21 protein-coding genes are annotated in these 19518 nt (G+C 56.3%); 12 read left to right on the plus strand and 9 right to left on the minus strand.

Annotated features, from left to right (window positions below):
* Nucleotides 1-30 precede the first annotated feature (30 nt).
* The 4 genes from fieF to ABRZ26_RS21285 form a co-directional block, all read right to left on the minus strand.
* Entirely contained in the window at nucleotides 31-933 is a 903-nt protein-coding gene (fieF, locus tag ABRZ26_RS21270) for a CDF family cation-efflux transporter FieF (RefSeq protein WP_319606106.1), read from the minus strand.
* 29 nt (nucleotides 934-962) lie between these two features.
* Nucleotides 963-2150, minus strand: coding sequence for a sugar transporter (locus ABRZ26_RS21275; RefSeq protein WP_319606107.1), 1188 nt, complete (start codon nucleotides 2148-2150; stop codon nucleotides 963-965).
* Nucleotides 2151-2337: 187 nt separating this feature from the next.
* Nucleotides 2338-2904: a DcrB family lipoprotein gene (locus ABRZ26_RS21280; RefSeq protein WP_319606108.1), complete on the minus strand. Its 567-nt coding sequence runs from the start codon at nucleotides 2902-2904 to the stop codon at nucleotides 2338-2340.
* Nucleotides 2905-3059: 155 nt separating this feature from the next.
* On the minus strand, nucleotides 3060-3737 hold the full coding sequence (locus tag ABRZ26_RS21285) for a 7-cyano-7-deazaguanine/7-aminomethyl-7-deazaguanine transporter (RefSeq protein ID WP_319606109.1): 678 nt from the start codon (nucleotides 3735-3737) through the stop codon (nucleotides 3060-3062).
* 238 nt (nucleotides 3738-3975) lie between these two features.
* Here ABRZ26_RS21285 and tusA point away from each other — a divergent pair, with 238 nt between their 5' ends.
* Nucleotides 3976-4221 (plus strand): sulfurtransferase TusA, encoded by a 246-nt coding sequence (gene tusA, locus ABRZ26_RS21290; protein WP_319606110.1) that lies wholly within the window; start codon nucleotides 3976-3978, stop codon nucleotides 4219-4221.
* A 72-nt stretch (nucleotides 4222-4293) separates the two neighbouring features.
* On the opposite strand, the gene ABRZ26_RS21295 is transcribed toward tusA, so the two are convergent.
* Nucleotides 4294-6585: a zinc/cadmium/mercury/lead-transporting ATPase gene (locus tag ABRZ26_RS21295; RefSeq protein ID WP_319606111.1), complete on the minus strand. Its 2292-nt coding sequence runs from the start codon at nucleotides 6583-6585 to the stop codon at nucleotides 4294-4296.
* A 90-nt stretch (nucleotides 6586-6675) separates the two neighbouring features.
* The gene (locus tag ABRZ26_RS21300; protein ID WP_319606112.1) at nucleotides 6676-7305 is read right to left on the minus strand and encodes a lysoplasmalogenase; all 630 of its coding nucleotides are present in this window, start codon (nucleotides 7303-7305) and stop codon (nucleotides 6676-6678) included.
* Between the two features lie 246 nt (nucleotides 7306-7551).
* On the opposite strand from ABRZ26_RS21300, the gene ABRZ26_RS21305 reads away from it, so the two are divergent.
* Together ABRZ26_RS21305 and ABRZ26_RS21310 are read left to right on the plus strand one after the other, a co-directional pair.
* Nucleotides 7552-7872 carry a DUF1820 family protein gene (locus ABRZ26_RS21305; RefSeq protein WP_319606113.1) on the plus strand — a complete coding sequence of 107 codons (321 nt, stop codon included), beginning with the start codon at nucleotides 7552-7554 and terminating at the stop codon, nucleotides 7870-7872.
* Nucleotides 7873-7875: 3 nt separating this feature from the next.
* On the plus strand, nucleotides 7876-8232 hold the full coding sequence (locus tag ABRZ26_RS21310) for a DUF2500 domain-containing protein (RefSeq protein WP_319606114.1): 357 nt from the start codon (nucleotides 7876-7878) through the stop codon (nucleotides 8230-8232).
* Nucleotides 8233-8235: 3 nt separating this feature from the next.
* Here the strand turns inward: ABRZ26_RS21310 and ABRZ26_RS21315 are convergent, their stop codons facing one another.
* Both ABRZ26_RS21315 and rsmD read right to left on the minus strand, forming a co-directional pair.
* Nucleotides 8236-8514, minus strand: a complete 279-nt coding sequence (locus ABRZ26_RS21315) for a DUF1145 family protein (RefSeq protein ID WP_319606140.1) — start codon at nucleotides 8512-8514, stop codon at nucleotides 8236-8238.
* A 33-nt stretch (nucleotides 8515-8547) separates the two neighbouring features.
* Nucleotides 8548-9123: a 16S rRNA (guanine(966)-N(2))-methyltransferase gene (gene rsmD / locus ABRZ26_RS21320; RefSeq protein WP_319606115.1), complete on the minus strand. Its 576-nt coding sequence runs from the start codon at nucleotides 9121-9123 to the stop codon at nucleotides 8548-8550.
* Between the two features lie 391 nt (nucleotides 9124-9514).
* Between rsmD and ftsY the strand changes: the two genes are divergently transcribed.
* From ftsY to rpoH, 4 genes are all read left to right on the plus strand, one after another.
* Nucleotides 9515-10936 carry a signal recognition particle-docking protein FtsY gene (gene ftsY, locus ABRZ26_RS21325; protein ID WP_319606116.1) on the plus strand — a complete coding sequence of 474 codons (1422 nt, stop codon included), beginning with the start codon at nucleotides 9515-9517 and terminating at the stop codon, nucleotides 10934-10936.
* A 5-nt stretch (nucleotides 10937-10941) separates the two neighbouring features.
* The gene (gene ftsE / locus ABRZ26_RS21330) at nucleotides 10942-11613 is read left to right on the plus strand and encodes a cell division ATP-binding protein FtsE (RefSeq protein WP_319606117.1); all 672 of its coding nucleotides are present in this window, start codon (nucleotides 10942-10944) and stop codon (nucleotides 11611-11613) included.
* Complete coding sequence (gene ftsX, locus ABRZ26_RS21335; RefSeq protein ID WP_319606118.1) at nucleotides 11603-12571, plus strand: permease-like cell division protein FtsX; 969 nt, start codon at nucleotides 11603-11605, stop codon at nucleotides 12569-12571. Before ftsE ends, ftsX begins: the two co-directional genes overlap by 11 nt.
* A 342-nt stretch (nucleotides 12572-12913) precedes the next feature.
* Entirely contained in the window at nucleotides 12914-13771 is an 858-nt protein-coding gene (gene rpoH / locus ABRZ26_RS21340) for an RNA polymerase sigma factor RpoH (RefSeq protein WP_319606119.1), read from the plus strand.
* A 60-nt stretch (nucleotides 13772-13831) separates the two neighbouring features.
* Here rpoH and panM read toward each other — a convergent pair whose 3' ends face one another.
* The gene (panM, locus tag ABRZ26_RS21345; RefSeq protein ID WP_319606120.1) at nucleotides 13832-14242 is read right to left on the minus strand and encodes an aspartate 1-decarboxylase autocleavage activator PanM; all 411 of its coding nucleotides are present in this window, start codon (nucleotides 14240-14242) and stop codon (nucleotides 13832-13834) included.
* A gap of 408 nt (nucleotides 14243-14650) precedes the next feature.
* On the opposite strand from panM, the gene ABRZ26_RS21350 reads away from it, so the two are divergent.
* From ABRZ26_RS21350 to livF, 5 genes are all read left to right on the plus strand, one after another.
* Nucleotides 14651-15763, plus strand: coding sequence for a branched-chain amino acid ABC transporter substrate-binding protein (locus ABRZ26_RS21350; RefSeq protein WP_319606121.1), 1113 nt, complete (start codon nucleotides 14651-14653; stop codon nucleotides 15761-15763).
* Nucleotides 15764-15841: 78 nt separating this feature from the next.
* Nucleotides 15842-16768, plus strand: a complete 927-nt coding sequence (gene livH / locus ABRZ26_RS21355; RefSeq protein ID WP_319606122.1) for a high-affinity branched-chain amino acid ABC transporter permease LivH — start codon at nucleotides 15842-15844, stop codon at nucleotides 16766-16768.
* Nucleotides 16765-18036 carry a high-affinity branched-chain amino acid ABC transporter permease LivM gene (locus tag ABRZ26_RS21360; protein WP_319606123.1) on the plus strand — a complete coding sequence of 424 codons (1272 nt, stop codon included), beginning with the start codon at nucleotides 16765-16767 and terminating at the stop codon, nucleotides 18034-18036. The genes livH and ABRZ26_RS21360 overlap by 4 nt, the downstream gene beginning before the upstream one ends.
* Nucleotides 18033-18803 carry a high-affinity branched-chain amino acid ABC transporter ATP-binding protein LivG gene (gene livG, locus ABRZ26_RS21365; RefSeq protein ID WP_319606124.1) on the plus strand — a complete coding sequence of 257 codons (771 nt, stop codon included), beginning with the start codon at nucleotides 18033-18035 and terminating at the stop codon, nucleotides 18801-18803. The genes ABRZ26_RS21360 and livG overlap by 4 nt, the downstream gene beginning before the upstream one ends.
* A gap of 5 nt (nucleotides 18804-18808) precedes the next feature.
* On the plus strand, nucleotides 18809-19510 hold the full coding sequence (livF, locus tag ABRZ26_RS21370) for a high-affinity branched-chain amino acid ABC transporter ATP-binding protein LivF (RefSeq protein WP_319606125.1): 702 nt from the start codon (nucleotides 18809-18811) through the stop codon (nucleotides 19508-19510).
* Nucleotides 19511-19518 lie beyond the last annotated feature (8 nt).

The raw sequence follows: 19518 nt of genomic DNA on the forward strand, positions 1-19518 counted from the left end.
CAACCGACAGTCACCCGGAACAGGGCCGGACTACACATTCAACATCCCCCGTTGCGCTTCCGGCACTGACGAAACCGGATCCTGATGGATAAGCACATCAGAACCCGGAAATTGTTTAAGCAATGCCTGTTCTACGTCATCGGCAATCTGGTGTGACTGCACCAGCGGCAGCGCATCATCCATTTCCAGATGCAATTGGATGAACCGGGTCGGCCCGGACCGGCGGGTGCGCAAATCGTGCGCGCCGCGGATCCCCGGCCAGCCCGCAATAATCCTGACGATAGCGTCGCGCTCTTCATCCGGCAGCGCGCGATCCAGCAGCGACTGCACGGCTTCATATCCCATACGCAGCGCACTGTACAGAATATAAGCGCCGATGCCCAGCGCAAAAAGGGCATCGGCATGCGTCATCCCATACCAGCTCAATACCAATGCCGCCAAAATCGCCCCGTACATCAGCAGGTCGGACTGATAGTGCAGCATATCCGCCCGCACGGCCTGGCTATAGGTGTGCTTAACCACCCAACGCTGGAATGACACCAGCAACAACGTTGACGCCAGGGCGATAACCGTCACCCAGATCCCTATCTCCGGCGAACTTAGCGTATGAGGCGTCACCATATGCTGCAAACCCGTCAGAATAAGAAACAACGCGGAGCCGGCGATAAACATACTTTGCGCCAGCGCGGCCAGCGATTCGGCCTTCCCATGGCCAAAGGTATGCTTGGAATCCGCGGGCTGAAGCGAGTAGCGCACCACCAGAAGATTCACCAGCGACGCGCCGATATCAACCAGAGAATCCACCAATGACGCCAGCAGGCTCACCGAACCGGTATACCACCAGGCGAACAGCTTCATGACAAACAACAGGCACGCCACGGTCGTCGCCCCGATAGCCGCCAGGGTGACAAGACGCGTGTATTGCGAATTCATAACGCTCCTATTCAAACCCGAAACCACCTTTAATTGATGACGGTATTGTTTAAAACTAGAGCATAGCGCTTGAAGATCCAAACGCACCATCCCAACGCGATCACGCCTAAGGCCGCGCCGATGAAACCAATATCCGACAGGCTCATATGCGTAATCACCTGATTACCCAGCAGCGCGCCGCCGCCGATCCCCACATTGTAAATACCGGAAAAGAGGGACATGGCGACATCGGTCGCATCGGGCGCCAGCGTCATAACCTTGACCTGCATACTCAGCCCTATCGCCATAATCGCGATCCCCCAGACACAACATAACAGCGCCAACGCGATGTTATTGAAGGAAAGCGGCAATAACAGGATCAGGCACAGGGGCAATAGTCCGATAGCCGTGGTCAGGAAAGCGGTTGGATACTTACTGCTATAGCGGCTGAACAGCATGCTGCCGATAATCCCGGCGCCGCCGAATAACAGCAGCAGCGCGGTAATAAAACCGTCGCTCAGCATCGCCACCTTCTGTACAAAGGGTTCGATATAGCTGTAAGCGGTAAAATGCGCGGTGACGATCACCACCGTTAATCCGTAAACGCAAAGCAACGCCGGGCGTTTAAACAGCTCGGGTACGCTTTTTAACGAGCCGGCGTGAAGGCTGGGCAATACAGGCAGCAGCTTCATCATCACCAGCATCACCGCGCAAGCCACAATCCCGATAATCGAAAACGTGCTGCGCCAGCCTAAATACTGGCCGACCAATCGGCCTAACGGCAGGCCCAGCACCATCGCCAGCGCGGTGCCGGTCGCCAGCAAGCTCAGCGCCTGCGCTTTTCTGCCGTGAGGCGCCAGACGCACGGCCAGCGAGGCGGTGATCGACCAAAAAATCGCATGAGACAGCGCCACGCCGACACGGGCGATCACCAATACCCAAAAATTCCACGCCACGCCGGATAAAAAATTACTGGCGGCGAACAGAATAAAAACTTTAATTAATAACCCGCGCCGCTCCATCTTGCTGGAAAGCAACATAAACGGCAGCGACATCAGACCGACCACCCAGGCGTAGATGGTAATAATCAGCCCTACCTGGGCCTCGCTCATCGAAAAGCTGACGGCGATATCAGATAAGAGAGCGACAGGGACAAATTCGGCGGTGTTGAAAATGAATGCTGCCAGAGCAAGGCTGACAACTCGCAACCATGCGGTCGATCGGGGAGAACGAGTCATATGTTGATATCAAAAGTTAAAATGGAAGAATGCGAAAATCAGCTCAATGAGGGGATTACGCGAAGCCTTAAGATTGCTGGAAAATTATAACGCTCTGATGTCAAACTGTAATCAATAACCGATTATTTCCAACCCGCCGGGCCATACCCCGCAGCGGCATCAGCGCGCGGGGATCGTGGTCGTCTGACTATTTCAACTTCAAAGTGCGAATGATGTTTTCCGCATCGCTCTGGGCCTGCTGCTGGTCGCCGGCCGGCAGCGTAATTTGCAGGATCAGCAGCTTATCGTCCACTTTTCCCAGCACCACGGATGAATAGGCCTGCTGTCCGCTGCTGGTGATAATGCTGTCCAACTGCTGCATTTCCTTGCCATCCACCGCAATGGATTTGTTGGTCACCACCTGAAGGTTGGCATCGCGCTCACGTTGCTGATCTTCCAGACGTTTCGTCAACACCGGCAGCGCTTCCGTGGTGTTGTCGCCCAAAATCACGATCACCGCTTTTTGTCCGCTTTCGTTGGCGTAAACGTGCATATTGTTTGCCTGAGTACCCAGTTTACCGCTTTGATCGCTCATATCCGCAGGCAGGGTAAAGGCGATCTTGCCCGCCATCAGCTCGACAGCCACGCCCGCCGAGGCTTCCGCCGCCGGTTTATCCTGCGCTGGCGCCGCCGCGCTATCTTCCGTCTTGCCGTCACAGGCGGCAAGCATGACGACCAGCAGACTCATTCCGAGATATTTCACCACATTCGGCATAGGGTTCCCTTTCTTTTCGTTGGAACAGATTAAGACATTATCGCACGCTATTCTGTATGTAAAAACAAGCGGTTTGTTGTCACAAACCATAAATCCGGGCCTCTGGCGATGCCGTGTTTCGCCGCCGTCTGCGGGCGGCAAAGGCAAAACCGCGTTTAGCGGCGGTTCGCAACGGATAAGCCAGGCATGTCGAGCGGTTGCTCACTCAGACGCTTGAGCACCATATTCAGCATCACGCCATACATCGGCAGGAAGAAAAGCATGCTTATCAGCAGTTTGAAAGTGTAGTCCACCAGGGCGATTTCAATCCAATTGGCGGCCATAAAAGGATCGCTGCTGCGATAAAAGGCGATAAAGAAAAAGGCCAGCGTATCGCTGAAGTTGCCGAAGACGGTGGATGCCGCCGGGGCCACCCACCAGGCGTTGCGCTGCCGCAGCCGGTTGAAAACGTGTACATCCAGAATTTGCCCCAGCACGTACGCCATGAAACTGGCGCTGGCGATGCGGGCAACCACAATGTTTACCTGCCCCAACGCGCTGAACGATTGCCATGATCCCTGATAGAACAGCACGGAGACCAGATACGAAACCAGCAGCGCGGGCAACATCACGGTCAGAATGATGCGACGAGCCAGCGGCGCGCCGAAAATCCGTACGGTCAGGTCGGTCGCCAGAAAAATAAACGGAAAGGTGAAAGCCCCCCAGGTGGTATGAAAACCGAAAATCGATACCGGGAGCTGAACCAGATAATTACTGGAAGTAATGATCAGGATGTGAAATAACGAAAGCCATACCAGCGCCGTCAGCCGCTGTTGGGGAGTAAATCGATACATATATGTGACCTTTTTGGTTATTGGGGTGAGGGAACCCAAGAATCGTCTTGCCTTGCCCGCCATCCTTCTGGAACGCCGCGGGCGGCGGTTTTTTATTACGGCGCGGGCGCATGATACGCATTTACGCCGGCAATGCAATGGTTGTTTTTTGCGCAAACGTTGTCGTCGCTTGCGCCTGAAAATCCACGGCGTAAACTATGGCGGTTTTTTTATTACCCGCTAATCACAGAGAACGTTGATGACCGATCCTTTCGCCAATCCCGATAAAACCCTTGACGCACAGGGACTGCGCTGCCCCGAGCCCGTGATGATGGTGCGCAAGGCGGTACGCCAAATGGAAACCGGACAAACGCTGCTGATCCTGGCGGACGATCCGGCGACCACCCGCGATATTCCCGGATTCTGCCGTTATATGGAGCATCACCTGCTGGCGCAGGCAATCGAGCAATTGCCCTATCGCTATTTACTGCGCAAAGGGGGTTGATTCCCTGGCCGCGCGATGCAGCAGACGCGGCCCGCGTCATGACGCCCGTGGAGCCGGGCGTCAACCCGAGGATTAATCCCGCTTTTTCAGCAACCGCAGGGCGTTGGCCGTGACCAATGCCGTGGCGCCGGAATCCGCCAGCACCGCCAACCACAGACCGGTGATCCCCAGCACGCTGGTGATCAGAAACAGAGCCTTCAGCCCAAGCGCAATGGTAATATTCTGACGAATATTACGATGGGTGGCCCGCGATAGCCGGATCATCATGGCCAATCCATTCAGGCGGCTGTGGGTTAACGCGGCGTCCGCCGTCTCCAGCGCGACGTCGGTGCCGCTGCCCATCGCAATCCCTATCGTGGCCGCTTTCATGGCCGGGGCGTCGTTAATGCCGTCGCCCACCATCGCCGTGGGGTGCCGCTGATTAAGCTCGCTGACCGCAGCCACTTTATCCGCCGGCAGCAGACCGGCGCGATAATCGATGCCCAGATCGTTCGCTATCGCCGCCGCCGCCCGGGGATTATCGCCGGTCAGCATAATGCAGCGTATATTCAGCGCCCGTAATGCGTTCAGCGCGGCGCCGGCATCGTGACGTAATGTATCGCGCAACGCCAGCACGCCTATCACCAGGCGTTCTTCATGCACGACCACCACCGTTTTCCCTTCATTTTCCAACGCCGCGACGCGCTGACGCCAGTCGGCATCCAGCGTATCCGCCGGCAGCTTGGCCGGAGAACTAACCTGAAGGCGTTTGCCGGCAATCGTCCCCTCAACGCCGATGCCCGCCAGCGCGCGGCGATTATCCGCGACCGGTAAAAACGGACTCGCCGCCAGCGCCCGTTGCACGATGGCTTTCGCCAGCGGATGGTGTGAACCGGACTCTATCGCGGCGGTGCGCGCCAGCAGAGCGGCCTCGCTGACGCCCGCGGCGGGTAAAATATCCGTAACCTGCGGTTTTCCCTCGGTTAAGGTGCCGGTTTTATCAAACGCCACCGCGCGGATGCCGCCCAGCAGCTCCAGCGCAGCGCCGCCTTTGATTAGCGCGCCCTGACGGCTCGCCGCCGCCAGACCGGAGGTAATCGCCGCCGGGGTCGAGATCACCAGCGCGCAGGGGCAGCCAATGAGCAATAACGTCAGCCCGCGATAAATCCATTCCTGCCAGGGCTGGCCCAGCAATAACGGCGGGATCACGATAACCAGCAGCGACAGCAGCATGATGGCCGGCGTGTAGTAACGGCTGAAGCGATCGAGGAAACGCTCTATCGGCGCACGGCGCTCTTCCGCTTCTTCGATCAATTGCAGAATACGATCGATGGCGCTGTCACCCGGCTGCGACACCACGCGCAACCGCACATTGCGGTCGACGCACAGGCTGCCGGCCGCCACCATCTCGCCCGGTCCGCGCTCAACGGGCGCCGACTCTCCGGTTAATGCGCTCTCATCAAAACTGGCTTCCGCGGCGAGCAGTTCCGCATCGGCGGGCAGGCGGCCGCCGGGCGCCACCTCAATCACATCGCCGGGCGACAGACTGGCGACCGGCACGCTGAAACGCCGCTCATTGCGGATCACCGTGGCTTCTTCAGGGAGCAGCGCCATTAACGCGGTGACGCCGCGCCGCGCGCGATTGGCCGCATAGGATTCCAACTGCTCGCCCAGCATGAAAAGCAGCAGGACGAACGTGGCTTCAGCCGCCGCGCCAATCAGCAACGCCCCGATAGACGCCACGCTCATCAGCGTTTCAATCGCGAAAGGCGTACCGGAACGGATCAGCCGCGACGCTTTTTTCACTATCGGCACCAGACCCACGATGGTGGTGGCGATAAAAACGATTTGTCCGCCGGACGCATTCAGCAGGGAAAGTCCCCAGCTTGCCGTCGCCAGCAACGTAAAAAGGATCAGGAAACCATATTCATGGATAAAACGGCGTGAATCAGGAGAAAGAGGCGCTTGCGGGGCAAGATCATGCAAGGCGAAACCGACCTGTTGAACGGCGCTCTGCACCTGCGGACGGACATCATTGCGGGCGTCGACGACCAGTTTTTCGGTGGCGAACAGCACTTTGGCCTGTTCTATTCCGGTAACATTTCTTAGAGCATTTTCAATTTTTCGGGCGCAGCTGGGACAATCCATCCCGCTGATTTTCCAGCTAAAACGTTGGCATAGCGACGGTCTGTCGCCGTCGGGATCGTCCGAATCGGCGTTGTCGCTGCTTTCCGACGGGCTTTGATCCGCGCCCCGACCGGTATCGGCAACCGCGCCCGGCGCATGTTTTACGGCGCAACAGCTTTTTTGCGCGCGTGACGAATGAAGGGCGTGCTCATGGCAGCATGCTGACTTTTCAGCGCCGTGATGGTGATGAGAATGCATACCTTCCTCCTGTATTGATGATAGTGATTCTCATCGGAGACTTTACACCGTCATATCAGGCCGATCCAGCGTTTCGCACCCCCGCCGACGCTAAAAATAGAGGGAACGAACGATTAAGAAATGTCCGCCGAAATAGCACGCCGCCACAATGGCCTGATGGGCGCGAAAATTTATTCGGTAGTGGTGGATAAACCAGGCCGCGTGAGCGATAAACAGCAGCGCGGCGCCGGCCAGCAGAGAGAAGTTATAATCCGTGCCGAGGGCGAAATAACGTTCGCCGGCGACCCACACCATCACCGTCGTCATCAGGATAAACGCGCACGCCGGCCAACGCTGCGCCCCAAGACGGCTCCAGACGGTTACGATCAGAAGCGCCGCCAGAATGATCAGCGCCAACGCCAGCGGCCAGAAAAAGGTGAGTGTCGTCTGACTGGTGAAAAAACTGATGGTATAGAGCAGATGCGAAACAAAATAGGCGCCGAACGCATAAAGCAGGCGCTGTGTCGGCAGCAACATCAGCGTATCGGCCGCCAGCGTCGCCAATAACCCGACCACGATCAGGTAACCCGGCACGCTCAGCAGCGGCGTTTGCCAGGCCAACGCCAGCAATAATAACAAGGTAACGGGTTTAAACAGCCAGCGCTGCCAGACCGGACCACGGTAGCTGGCGTCAACGTATAACCAACCGGAAAAAAGCACGGCAATAAACGACCAAAGCATAGATTATCCTTATTCTGTAGTAGACAAGCCGGATCGAAGCCCGGAATCAGTTTTCGTTTTATGCGTATCCTGAGTAATAATCCGCTGCGGCATCCATAGCCTGATACCTTCAAGTGTAGGGGATCGGGGTAAGGATCAACAACATCAGGCGAGACAGATGCGCATACCGGTGCTTCATGCTATGTTATCGACCCGTTTGGACCGTGGATTGGCGCATGCAATTAGCTTGAAGGAGAATATGGTTGAATGAGCAATGAACCCGCACTTTATCGTATTCAGTTCATGAATAATGGTAAAAATTACCAGCTTTATGTGCGTGAATTGGTATCAAGCAATCTGTTTGGTTTTATTGAAATTGCCGATTTCGTCTTCGACAGCCAATCAACGGTACTGATTGATCCGTCCACCGAAAAGCTGAAAACCGAATTTTCCGGCGTCAGCCGCAGCTTTATTCCTTTACAGGCCGTGATCCGCATTGATGCGGTGACGGAAAAAGGCAGCGCGCGCATCTCCGAATTAGGCGATAACGTCACGCATTTCCCTTATCTTCCCGGCAAAAAAACCTGACGTATGCGTGATTTCCACCCGCTGCTGATACTGGCTCTGGCGCTGATTGCGGTGCTGGCCTGGCGCCAATATCAGCAACAGCGCAATCAGGAAGCGCGCAATGATGCGGCTGTGCTACAGACGATATCGGCGCAAATAACGGCCAAGCGTGAATTTCCACGCGCCCGCACCCGGCCTCGCGATAGCGACTACCGGGTAGAAAGCATGTTTTATGAGGCCACGTTTCAGCCGCTGAACGGCGGCCCCGCGATCGCGCTGCGACTCGATAAGGCCGATTACAACCGGCTCGATAAAGATATGCGGGGCATGTTGCAGGTCAAGGGTACGCGCTTTGTCGGCTTTCGGCCCGGTGAGCGATAACCGTTACTTTTTCGCTTGTTTCGGCAGCTTTTTCTGCCAGGCGAGCAGTTCAAACACCCCGAACAGGAAAATACGCGCCTGAAGCGCCTGACTCAGCGCCGGGCTGTCCTTGGGCTGGCTGGCCCTGAGCAACAGCAGTTGGAAGCCGTGCATCAGGAGCGTGAATATCATCGCCACCGTCATAAAGATATTCAGCGGTCGGGGAAAGGGCTGAATCAGGTTAAAGATCAGAATACCCCATATTCCCAGCATCAATAATCGGCCAAGATTAATCCATATCATCATGTTCCCCTTATTGTCTTTTCTCTACGATGATTATTGACGGAGATATAAACGGTACGCCACCTGACCGGCGATCTTTTCCCGGTGCAGCCGCCAGTTGTCAGGAATCGCCAGTTGCGCGTTCTCGGCCTCGGTTTCCACATAGATCCAGGCGTCCGGCGCTAACCAGCCCTGCCGTTCCAGCAGCGATACCGTATTGTTCAATAAATCTTTACGGAACGGCGGATCGAGAAACACCACATCAAACGGTTCGCCGGCCTGAGCCAGCCATTGCAGGGTATCAGTATTAACGACGCAGGCGTTTTCCGCCCGCAGCAGCGTCAGATTTTGCGTTAATTGCTGCGCCACGCCACGCTCCCTTTCCAGCAATGTGGCGTGCGCGGCGTAGCGCGACAGCGCCTCCAGCCCCAGCGCGCCGCTGCCGGCGAAACAATCCAGGCAGCGCGACTGCTGAATAACCGGCGCCAGCCAGTTGAACAAGGTTTCACGCACGCGATCGGTGGTCGGCCTTAAGCCGGGACTCGCAGGAACGGGGAGTTTTCTGCCGCGCCACTGACCACCGATAATTCGGATCTGCCCGGCGGCCGACGATGCATTTTTTTTAGCCATAGCTCATGTATTGGTTGCTGCGCCAGACGGTCGGCACAGTAAGGTCAGGAGATTTAAGCGCTATTCTAACGGCGCTTAAGGCATATACCCAATAGATTTATGGCATGCCGACGCCTCGCATATTGAAACGCGCGCCGGTGAAACCGGCCTCGACGACGTCAGTGCGCGCGTTGACATACTTCGTTACCGAGAGAGTCCGTCATTGCCGTCTCCGGCTGCATGTTGCTGTCGACAGGAAAGTGTTAAACTCGTTGTTTATCGTCAAAATAGATTGGTTTAAGTTTACCGGCGAAGTCCGAGAAGTCCGATAAGCGGCGATAAGATTGTCAACGATCTGATTGGTTTTAATTATTTATTCGCCGCGGCGAGCGGCGTGGAGCGCGATTGCAAGATGGCAAAAGAGAAGAAAAAGCGCGGTTTTTTTTCCTGGCTCGGACTAGGCCGCCAGGAAGAAGAACAACAGCAACCGCAAGAGAAGTCCGAAATTCCTGAGACGCCGGTCGCTGAGCCCGCCGCCGATGTCGAGCCCCATCCGGCCGCGGAGCAGGAAACGTCCGTGGCGGAACCCCTGGAAAACCTGGAACCGGCCGAACAGCCGCCCGCGTCTCAAGTCGCAGAGGAAGCCGAAGAGGAAACACTGACGCGGGCAAGCACGCCGGTCGAAGAGATCGCGCCGGCGGCAGAGGTCGCGGTCGTTGCAACGCCGCTCGCAGACGAAGAAGCAAAGCAAGACGAGGATAGCGCGGTTCCGGCCCAAACGGCGCTGACGAAGGAAGATGCGCCTGCCGTTGAGGATGAAACGGAAGATGAGCCAGCCGTTGAGGATGAAGCGGAAGACGCGCGCCAGTTCGTGCATGACGCGCCGGCCATGCACGAACAGGAGCGGCCGACCCGGGAAGGCTTCTTTGCGCGCCTGAAACGCAGTCTGGTGAAAACCCGCCAGAATCTGGGTTCAGGATTTATCGGATTGTTTCGCGGCAAGAAAATCGACGATGATCTGTTTGAAGAGCTGGAAGAGCAGTTGCTGATTGCCGATGTCGGCGTCGACACCACGCGCAAGATCATTGCCAGCCTGACGGAACACGCCAACCGTAAGCAACTGAAAGATGCGGATACGCTTTTTGCCAAGCTGAAAGAAGAAATGGCGACAATACTTGCTAAAGTTGACGAGCCGCTGAATATCGAGGGCAAAACGCCCTACGTTATCCTGATGGTCGGCGTCAACGGCGTGGGGAAAACCACCACTATCGGCAAAATGGCGCGGCAATTTCAGGCTCAGGGCAAATCCGTGATGCTGGCGGCGGGGGATACGTTCCGCGCGGCGGCGGTTGAACAGCTTCAGGTCTGGGGTCAGCGCAACAATGTGGCGGTGGTGGCGCAGCATACCGGCGCCGACTCGGCTTCCGTCATTTTCGATGCCATCCAGGCGGCGAAGGCCCGGGGCGTGGACGTCCTGATCGCCGATACCGCGGGCCGCTTGCAGAACAAGGCTCACCTGATGGAAGAGTTGAAGAAGATTGTGCGCGTGATGAAAAAGCTGGATGAAGAAGCCCCGCATGAAGTCATGCTGACGCTGGACGCCAGCACCGGACAAAACGCGGTGAGTCAGGCGAAGCTTTTCAACGAGGCGGTCGGCCTGACGGGGATCTCGCTGACCAAACTCGATGGTACCGCCAAGGGCGGGGTGATTTTCGCTATCGCCGACCAGTTTGGCATTCCCATTCGCTATATCGGGGTCGGCGAAGGTATCGAAGATTTGCGGCCGTTTAAGGCCGACGATTTTATTGAGGCACTTTTTGCCCGTGAGGATTAAAACGGATGATTCGCTTTGAACAGGTCAGTAAAGCTTATCTCGGCGGACGTCAGGCATTGCAGGGGGTGGATTTTCATCTGCGCCCGGCGGAAATGGCCTTCCTGACGGGCCATTCCGGCGCGGGGAAAAGCACCCTGCTGAAGCTGATTTGCGGTATTGAACGTCCCAGCGCAGGTCAGATTCTGTTTGGCGGACACAACATCAGCCGCTTAAAAAAGCGTGAAGTGCCGTTTCTGCGCCGCCAGATCGGCATGATCTTTCAGGATCACCATCTGCTGATGGAACGCACCGTTTACGACAACGTGGCGATGCCGCTCATCATCGCCGGCGCCAGCAGCGAAGACATTCGCCGCCGGGTCTCCGCCGCGCTTGATAAGGTGGGATTGCTGGACAAAGCCCGCAACTACCCTATCCAGCTCTCCGGCGGGGAACAGCAGCGCGTCGGCATTGCGCGGGCGGTGGTCAACAAACCCGCGGTGCTGCTGGCGGACGAACCGACCGGTAATCTGGATGATGCGCTGTCCGAAGGCATCCTCCGCCTGTTTGAAGAGTTCAACCGGGTGGGCGTCACCGTATTGATGGCGACCCACGATACCGGGCTGATATCCCGACGAAATTACCGGGTGTTGACGCTGTCCAACGGCCGCATGATTGGGGGAAACCATCATGGCGAATAATACCCGTAATGCGAAAAAACCGGGTTCGAAGGCCAGGTCGCTGCGCGGCGGCTGGCAGGAACAGTGGCGTTACGCGTGGATGAATACGCTGGCCGATATGCTGCGTCAGCCGCTGGCGACGCTATTAACCGTTATGGTGATAGCCATCTCTCTGGCGTTGCCCAGCATCTGTTATCTGGTGTGGAAAAACGTCAGTCAGGCCGCCGCGCAGTGGTATCCCACGCCTCAGCTAACCGTCTATCTGGATAAATCCCTGGACGACAACGCCGCACAGGCGGTGATTACTCAGTTGCAGTCGGAAGACGGGGTCGAAAAAGTCAATTATCTGTCGCGCAATGAGGCGATGGGCGAATTCCGTAACTGGTCGGGCTTTGGCGGCGCGCTGGATATGCTGGAGGAAAATCCGTTGCCGGCGGTCGCCATCATTACGCCGAAAATGACCTTCCAGAGCGCGGAAAGCCTGACGACGCTGCGCGATCGGGTCGCCGAGACCCAGGGCGTGGATGAAGTGCGTATGGACGACAGCTGGTTTGCCAGGCTGGTGGCCCTCACCAGCCTGGTGGGGCAGATTTCCGCGACCATTGGCGTCTTAATGGTGATTGCCGTGTTCCTGGTGATCGGCAACAGCGTGCGCCTGAGCATTTTCAGCCGCCGGGAAACCATTAACGTCATGAAGCTGATCGGCGCGACGGACGGCTTTATTCTGCGGCCTTTCCTCAACGGCGGCGCCGTTATGGGATTTGCGGGCGCCGTATTGTCGTTAATCCTGTCCCAGGCGTTGGTGTGGCGGCTTGATGCGGTCGTCGCCCAGGTCGCATCGGTCTTCGGCACGACGTTTGCGGTCAAAGGACTCAGTTGGGATGAAGCGCTGTTGCTGCTGCTGATCGCCGCGATGATTGGCTGGCTGGCCGCGTGGCTGGCAACCGTCCAACATTTACGTCGCTTTACACCAGAGTAATCTTTTTTTGCTATAATTCTTCCTTGTGCATCAGGCTGTATGCACAAGGGAATTTCCCTCGGCCGCCACGTTTTTTCGTTTCCGCCGACCCGATCATTTTCTCAGTGGCGATTCATCTTGATATGTTAAATAAGATGGATAAAATTGGGGAACTTGTGAGAAAAGTCACAGTCTGAATACAGTAAATACTGCGACGAATTTTTAGCGAATAGGTTTCATCCCAATTGCCGCAAAACGTCGGAGTAACCGCGACTTGTCATAATATTAGCGTGTGTTGGCAATCGCATGAGCGGTCTTCTCAAGTAAGAAGCATCGCATAAACCTAGTCATGAGAGAGGTTGGATGACCAAAGATATGCAAACTTTCACCTTAGTTCCCCAAGGCAGTCTGGAAGGTTATATTCGAGCCGCCAATGCCTATCCGATGCTAACGGCGGAGGAAGAGCGGGCTCTGGCTGAACGGCTGCATTATCAGGGCGATCTGGAAGCCGCTAAGCAGCTTATCCTGTCGCACCTGCGTTTTGTTATTCATGTAGCCCGTAATTATGCCGGCTACGGCCTGCCGCAGGCGGATCTGATTCAGGAAGGCAACATCGGCCTGATGAAAGCGGTACGCCGTTTTAATCCTGAAGTGGGTGTGCGTCTGGTTTCCTTTGCCGTGCATTGGATTAAGGCTGAAATTCATGAATATGTGCTGCGCAACTGGCGTATTGTGAAAGTCGCGACCACCAAAGCGCAGCGTAAGCTGTTTTTCAATCTGCGGAAATCCAAACAGCGTCTTGGCTGGTTTAATCAGGAAGAAGTCGAACTGGTGGCCCGTGAACTGGGCGTAACCAGCAAAGATGTGCTTGAGATGGAATCCCGCATGGCGGCGCAGGATATGACCTTCGATCCGACGCCGGACGAAGAAACGCACGATGGCAAAGCCATGTCGCCGATGCTGTATCTACAGGATAAATCGTCTGATTTCGCCGACGGCATTGAGGAAGACAACTGGGAACACCATGCTGCGGATAAACTGACCTATGCATTGGAAGGCCTGGATGAGCGCAGTCAGCATATTATCCGCGCGCGTTGGCTGGACGATGACAACAAATCGACATTGCAGGAACTGGCCGATCGGTACGGCGTATCCGCGGAACGTGTGCGTCAGTTGGAAAAGAACGCCATGAAAAAGCTGCGAGCGGCGATAGAAGCCTGATCATCGCGCATTAGCCCCCCAACGACCGGCGCCTTTGCCCGGTCGTTTTGTTTTCCGCCTTCACTGATTTTCATTCTTGATATAGCGCCAACCGCCGGATACCGGTGAGAAACCGCAGCTGATCATAAATTTCCCCAGCACAGACTCATTTACCGTCGCGTGATCGGCCGTCACCAGCCACCATTCCCTGGCCTCGGGCAACGCCCTGCGCGTTTCTTCCACCAAATACAGACCTACGCCGCGTCTTCGGGTCTCGACGCGCACCATAAGATCGTTCAGTTGGGCATATTCTCCTTTGATCTCCACCAACACCGCCGCCAACAGCCGGTCGTTAAAACGAGCGACGAATAAACGCCGCTCCGGCGTAAGCTCTTTTTCCAGCAGCTCAATATGTTGATGCGGCCAGATCTTAGCGAGATCGATTTTATCCTGGGGGCTGAATACGGTGAGACGTTCAACGGTTAATTTCATTTACAAGCACTCCGTTAAATGAGTGAAAAATAATACATCTAATTTGTAATCAAACAGTTACACAATGCGTTCATTACAGTTAACAAGGAAAATATTTTTTTGATTGACCCGCTTTCCGAGTAAAACGTCATCGCTCAACGCGCAATACAGCACAAGCCACTACATATAAAACAAATTATGGATTTTAAATCTAGTATTTTATGCTGCCAACACATCTTATTTCTGCCGGCCCGCCTTGACGTCCAGCATAAAGCTCCCGACTAATGATATGAAAAATAAAGACTTATTAGAAAAATTTGCGAATAAAACACCCAAGCTATTCTGGTACATTGGGAAAAAGGTTATCTTATGGCAAAGGGCCGTCAATTTTTCGACAGTATCCATAATAACGATACATAGGGTAAACGGATGAAATTTAGTCAAGGTAAAGCATTGCTGATGGGGTGTATGGCGCTCGCCATGAGTCAGGCCGCAAACGCTGCGGATCTCAAAATCGCGGTTGTCGGGGCGATGTCCGGTCCGGTCGCGCAATATGGCGATATGGAGTTCATTGGCGCGCGACAGGCCATTGCCGATATCAATGCCAAAGGCGGCGTGAACGGGAATAAGCTGGTTGGCGTTGAATACGACGACGCGTGCGATCCGAAACAGGCCGTCGCCGTTGCGAACAAAGTGATCAATGACGGCATTCGCTATGTGATCGGTCATTTGTGTTCTTCCTCCACCCAGCCTGCGTCTGATATTTACGAAGAAGAAGGCGTGATCATGATTACGCCGGCCGCGACCAACGCAGACCTGACCACTCGCGGCTACAATCTGGTGCTGCGCACCACCGGTCTTGATTCCGATCAGGGTCCAACCGCCGCGAAATACATTACCGATACGATTAAACCTCAGCGTATCGCCGTTGTACATGATAAACAACAATACGGTGAAGGTCTGGCCCGCGCGGTTCAGGATAACCTGAAAAAAGCCGGCGCCAACGTGGTGCTGTTTGAAGGCGTGACGGCGGGCGATAAAGATTTCTCTACGCTGGTCGCTCGCTTGAAGAAAGAAAACGTGGATTTCGTTTACTTTGGCGGTTACTACCCGGAAATGGGCCAGATTTTACGTCAGGCCCGTCAGGCGGGTATGGACACCAAATTTATGGGGCCGGAAGGCGTGGGTAACTCATCCCTGTCCAACATCGCCGGCGCCGCGTCCGAAGGGATGCTGGTTACGTTGCCCAAACGTTACGATCAGGTTCCCGCCAACCAGCCGGTCGTCGATGCGCTGAAAGCGAAAAAACTGGATCCGAGCGGCCCGTTCATCTGGACCACCTATGCCGCCATACAATCCCTGACGACCTCCATGCAGCGTAGCGGCAGCATGGAACCGGAAGAACTGGCGGCCGATCTGAAGGCCAAATCCGTTGATACCGTCATGGGGCCATTGAGCTGGGATGAAAAAGGCGACCTGAAAGGGTTTGAGTTTGGTGTGTTTGAGTGGCATGCAGACGGTACGTCCAACGCAGTGAAATAATCAAGCGACGCTGTATTAATCCCTCAATACCGATGCCCCCGTGCTGCAAGGCACGGGGGCAGAATTTAAGGTTAAGGTATGTCCGAGCAGTTCCTCTATTTTCTTCAGCAGATGTTCAACGGCCTGACGTTGGGCAGCACCTATGCGCTGATCGCCATTGGCTACACCATGGTTTACGGCATTATCGGCATGATTAACTTTGCTCACGGCGAAGTTTATATGATCGGTAGCTATGTCTCTTTTATCGTGATTGCCGCCCTGATGATGATGGGCATTGATGCGGGCTGGTTATTAATCGGCGTGGCGTTTATCGCCGCCGTGGTGATTTCCAGCGCCTACGGCTGGAGCATCGAGCGCGTCGCCTATAAACCGGTGCGCACCTCCAAGCGCCTGATCGCGCTGATTTCCGCCATCGGGATGTCGATTTTCCTGCAAAACTACGTCAGTCTTACCCAGGGCTCCCGCGATGTCGCGCTGCCGAGCCTGGTTACCGGACAATGGACGCTGGGCGAAAGCAATGGTTTTGCCGCGACGATCAGCACCATGCAGTTGACCATCTGGGTAGTGACCTTCCTGGCGATGCTGGCGCTGACGCTGTTTATTCGCTACTCACGTATGGGCCGCGCCTGTCGCGCCTGCGCCGAAGACCTGAAAATGGCCAGCCTGCTGGGCATCAGCACCGACCGGGTCATCTCGCTGACCTTTGTGATTGGCGCGGCGATGGCGGCGGTGGCCGGCGTGCTGCTGGGGCAGTTCTACGGGGTGATTAACCCTTACATTGGTTTCATGGCGGGGATGAAAGCCTTTACCGCCGCGGTGCTTGGCGGCATCGGCAGCATACCCGGCGCGATGATCGGCGGCTTGATTCTGGGCGTGGCGGAAGCGCTGACCTCGGCCTATCTGAGCACCGAGTATAAAGACGCGGTCTCTTTCGCGCTGTTGATCGCGGTGCTGCTTGTGATGCCCACCGGTATTCTTGGTCGTCCGGAGGTTGAGAAAGTATGAAAAAGCTCAATCTTCTCAATGCCTGTCTGTCCGCATTCATGCTGCTGGTGCTGGCCACCTTTATCATGGGCATGCAATTAGGGCTTGATGGCACCAAACTGGTCGTCCGGGGCGCCGATCAGGTGCGCTGGCACTGGATTGGGGTCGGGTGCGTTGTCGTTTTCTTCTTCCAGTTAATCCGACCGCTGATCCAGCAGAGCATGCAGAAGTTTTCCGGCCCGTCGCTGGTGTTGCCGAGCTTTGACGGCAGCACGCCCCGGCAGAAACTGCTGGCGGCGCTGCTCATCATCGCCGCCATCGCCTGGCCTTTTCTGGTCTCGCGCGGCACGGTGGATATCGCCACCCTCACCCTGATTTACGTCATGCTGGGGCTGGGATTAAACGTCGTCGTCGGGCTGTCCGGCCTGCTGGTGTTGGGCTATGGCGGCTTTTATGCCATCGGCGCTTATACCTATGCCCTGCTGAACAATTACTATGGCCTGGGCTTTTGGGAGAGTCTGCCGCTGGCCGGCATGACCGCCGCCTTGTCCGGCTTTCTGCTTGGTTTTCCGGTCTTGCGCCTGCGCGGCGACTATCTGGCCATCGTGACGCTGGGATTCGGCGAAATCGTCCGTATCCTGCTGCTGAACAACACCGAAATCACCGGTGGCCCGAACGGCATCAGCCAGATTCCCAAACCGACGCTCTTTGGTCTGGAATTCAGCCGCACCGCGCGTGACGGCTGGGATACCTTCCATAACTTCTTCGGCCTGGCCTATAGCCCCGGCGACCGCATTATTTTCCTCTATCTGGTGGCGCTGCTGCTGGTGATCCTGACGCTGTTTGTGATCAACCGCCTGCTGCGTATGCCGCTGGGCCGCGCCTGGGAAGCGCTGCGCGACGACGAAATCGCCTGCCGCTCGCTGGGACTCAGCCCGACGCGCATCAAGCTGACGGCCTTTACCATCAGCGCCGCGTTCGCCGGTTTCGCCGGCACGCTGTTTGCCGCCCGTCAGGGCTTCGTCAGCCCGGAATCCTTCACCTTCGCCGAGTCGGCATTTGTACTGGCGATTGTGGTGCTGGGCGGCATGGGCTCGCAGTTCGCGGTGATCCTCGCCGCCGTCTTGCTGGTGGTGTCGCGCGAGCTGATGCGCGATCTGAATGAATACAGCATGCTGCTGCTGGGCGCGTTGATGGTATTGATGATGATTTGGCGCCCGCAAGGCCTGCTGCCGATGAAACGCCCGCAGATGAAGTTGAAAGTAAGCGAGAAGGAAGAGCAGGCATGAGTACGCAGCCATTACTATCCGTCAGAGGTCTGATGATGCGTTTCGGCGGTCTGCTGGCGGTCAACAACGTTGAACTGGATTTAAACGCGGGAGAGATTGTCTCGCTTATCGGCCCGAACGGCGCCGGGAAAACCACGGTATTCAATTGCCTGACCGGTTTTTACCGCCCCACCGGCGGCACCATCATGCTGCGCGACCGGCACCTGGAAGGCCTGTCGGGACAGAAAATCGCCCGCATGGGCGTGGTGCGCACCTTCCAGCATGTACGGCTGTTCCGTGAAATGACCGTGATTGAAAACCTGCTGGTGGCGCAGCATCAGCATCTTAAAAGCGGCATCTTCGCCGGGTTGCTGAAAACGCCGGGCTTTCGACGCGCAGAAGCGGATGCGCAGACTCGCGCGGCCGAGTGGCTGGAGCGCGTGGGTCTGCTGGCGCTAGCCAACCGTCAGGCGGGCAATCTGGCTTATGGTCAGCAGCGCCGGCTGGAAATCGCCCGCTGTATGGTGACCCGCCCGGAGCTATTGATGCTGGATGAACCTGCGGCCGGACTTAATCCGAAAGAAACCGAAGAGTTGAATCAACTGATCGCCGAACTGCGCGATCGCCATCAGGTTTCCGTGCTGCTGATTGAGCACGATATGAAACTGGTGATGGGGATTTCCGATCGGATTTACGTCGTCAATCAGGGAACGCCGCTGGCCCACGGAACCCCGGCGGAAATTCGTAACAACCCGGATGTCATCCGTGCTTATCTGGGCGAAGGATAACGTTTATGCTGTCATTAAATCAGGTCTCGGCCCACTACGGGAAAATTCAGGCGCTGCATCAGGTTAGTCTGCATATCGAACAGGGCGAGATCGTTACGCTTATCGGCGCCAACGGCGCCGGAAAAACCACGCTGCTGGGTACGCTGTGCGGCGACCCGCGCGCGACGGAAGGCACCATCATCTTTGACGGGAAAGACATCACCCATTGGCAGACCGCGCACATTATGCGTGAGGCGATCGCCATCGTGCCGGAAGGCCGCCGCGTGTTTTCCCGCATGACGGTGGAAGAAAATCTGGCCATGGGCGGATTCTTTGCCGACCGCAGCCAATATCAGCAGCGGATCGAACGGGTTTACGATCTGTTTCCCCGCCTGTATGAGCGACGCGCCCAGCGTTCCGGCACCATGTCCGGCGGCGAGCAGCAGATGCTGGCCATCGGCCGCGCGTTGATGAGCCAGCCGCGCTTATTGCTGCTTGATGAGCCCTCGTTAGGACTCGCGCCGATCATCATTTTGCAAATTTTTGATACTATCCAGCAACTGCGTGAAGAGGGCATGACCATTTTCCTCGTGGAGCAAAACGCGAACCAGGCGCTACGTCTGGCCGACCGCGGCTATGTGCTTGAAAATGGCCACGTTGTACTGGAAGACAGCGGCGCGGCATTACTCGCAAATGAGGCGGTCCGTTCCGCTTATCTGGGCGGTTGATTCCCGCC

It is taken from the genome of Brenneria sp. L4-2C, assembly GCF_040240335.1.
Lineage (GTDB): Bacteria > Pseudomonadota > Gammaproteobacteria > Enterobacterales > Enterobacteriaceae > Brenneria.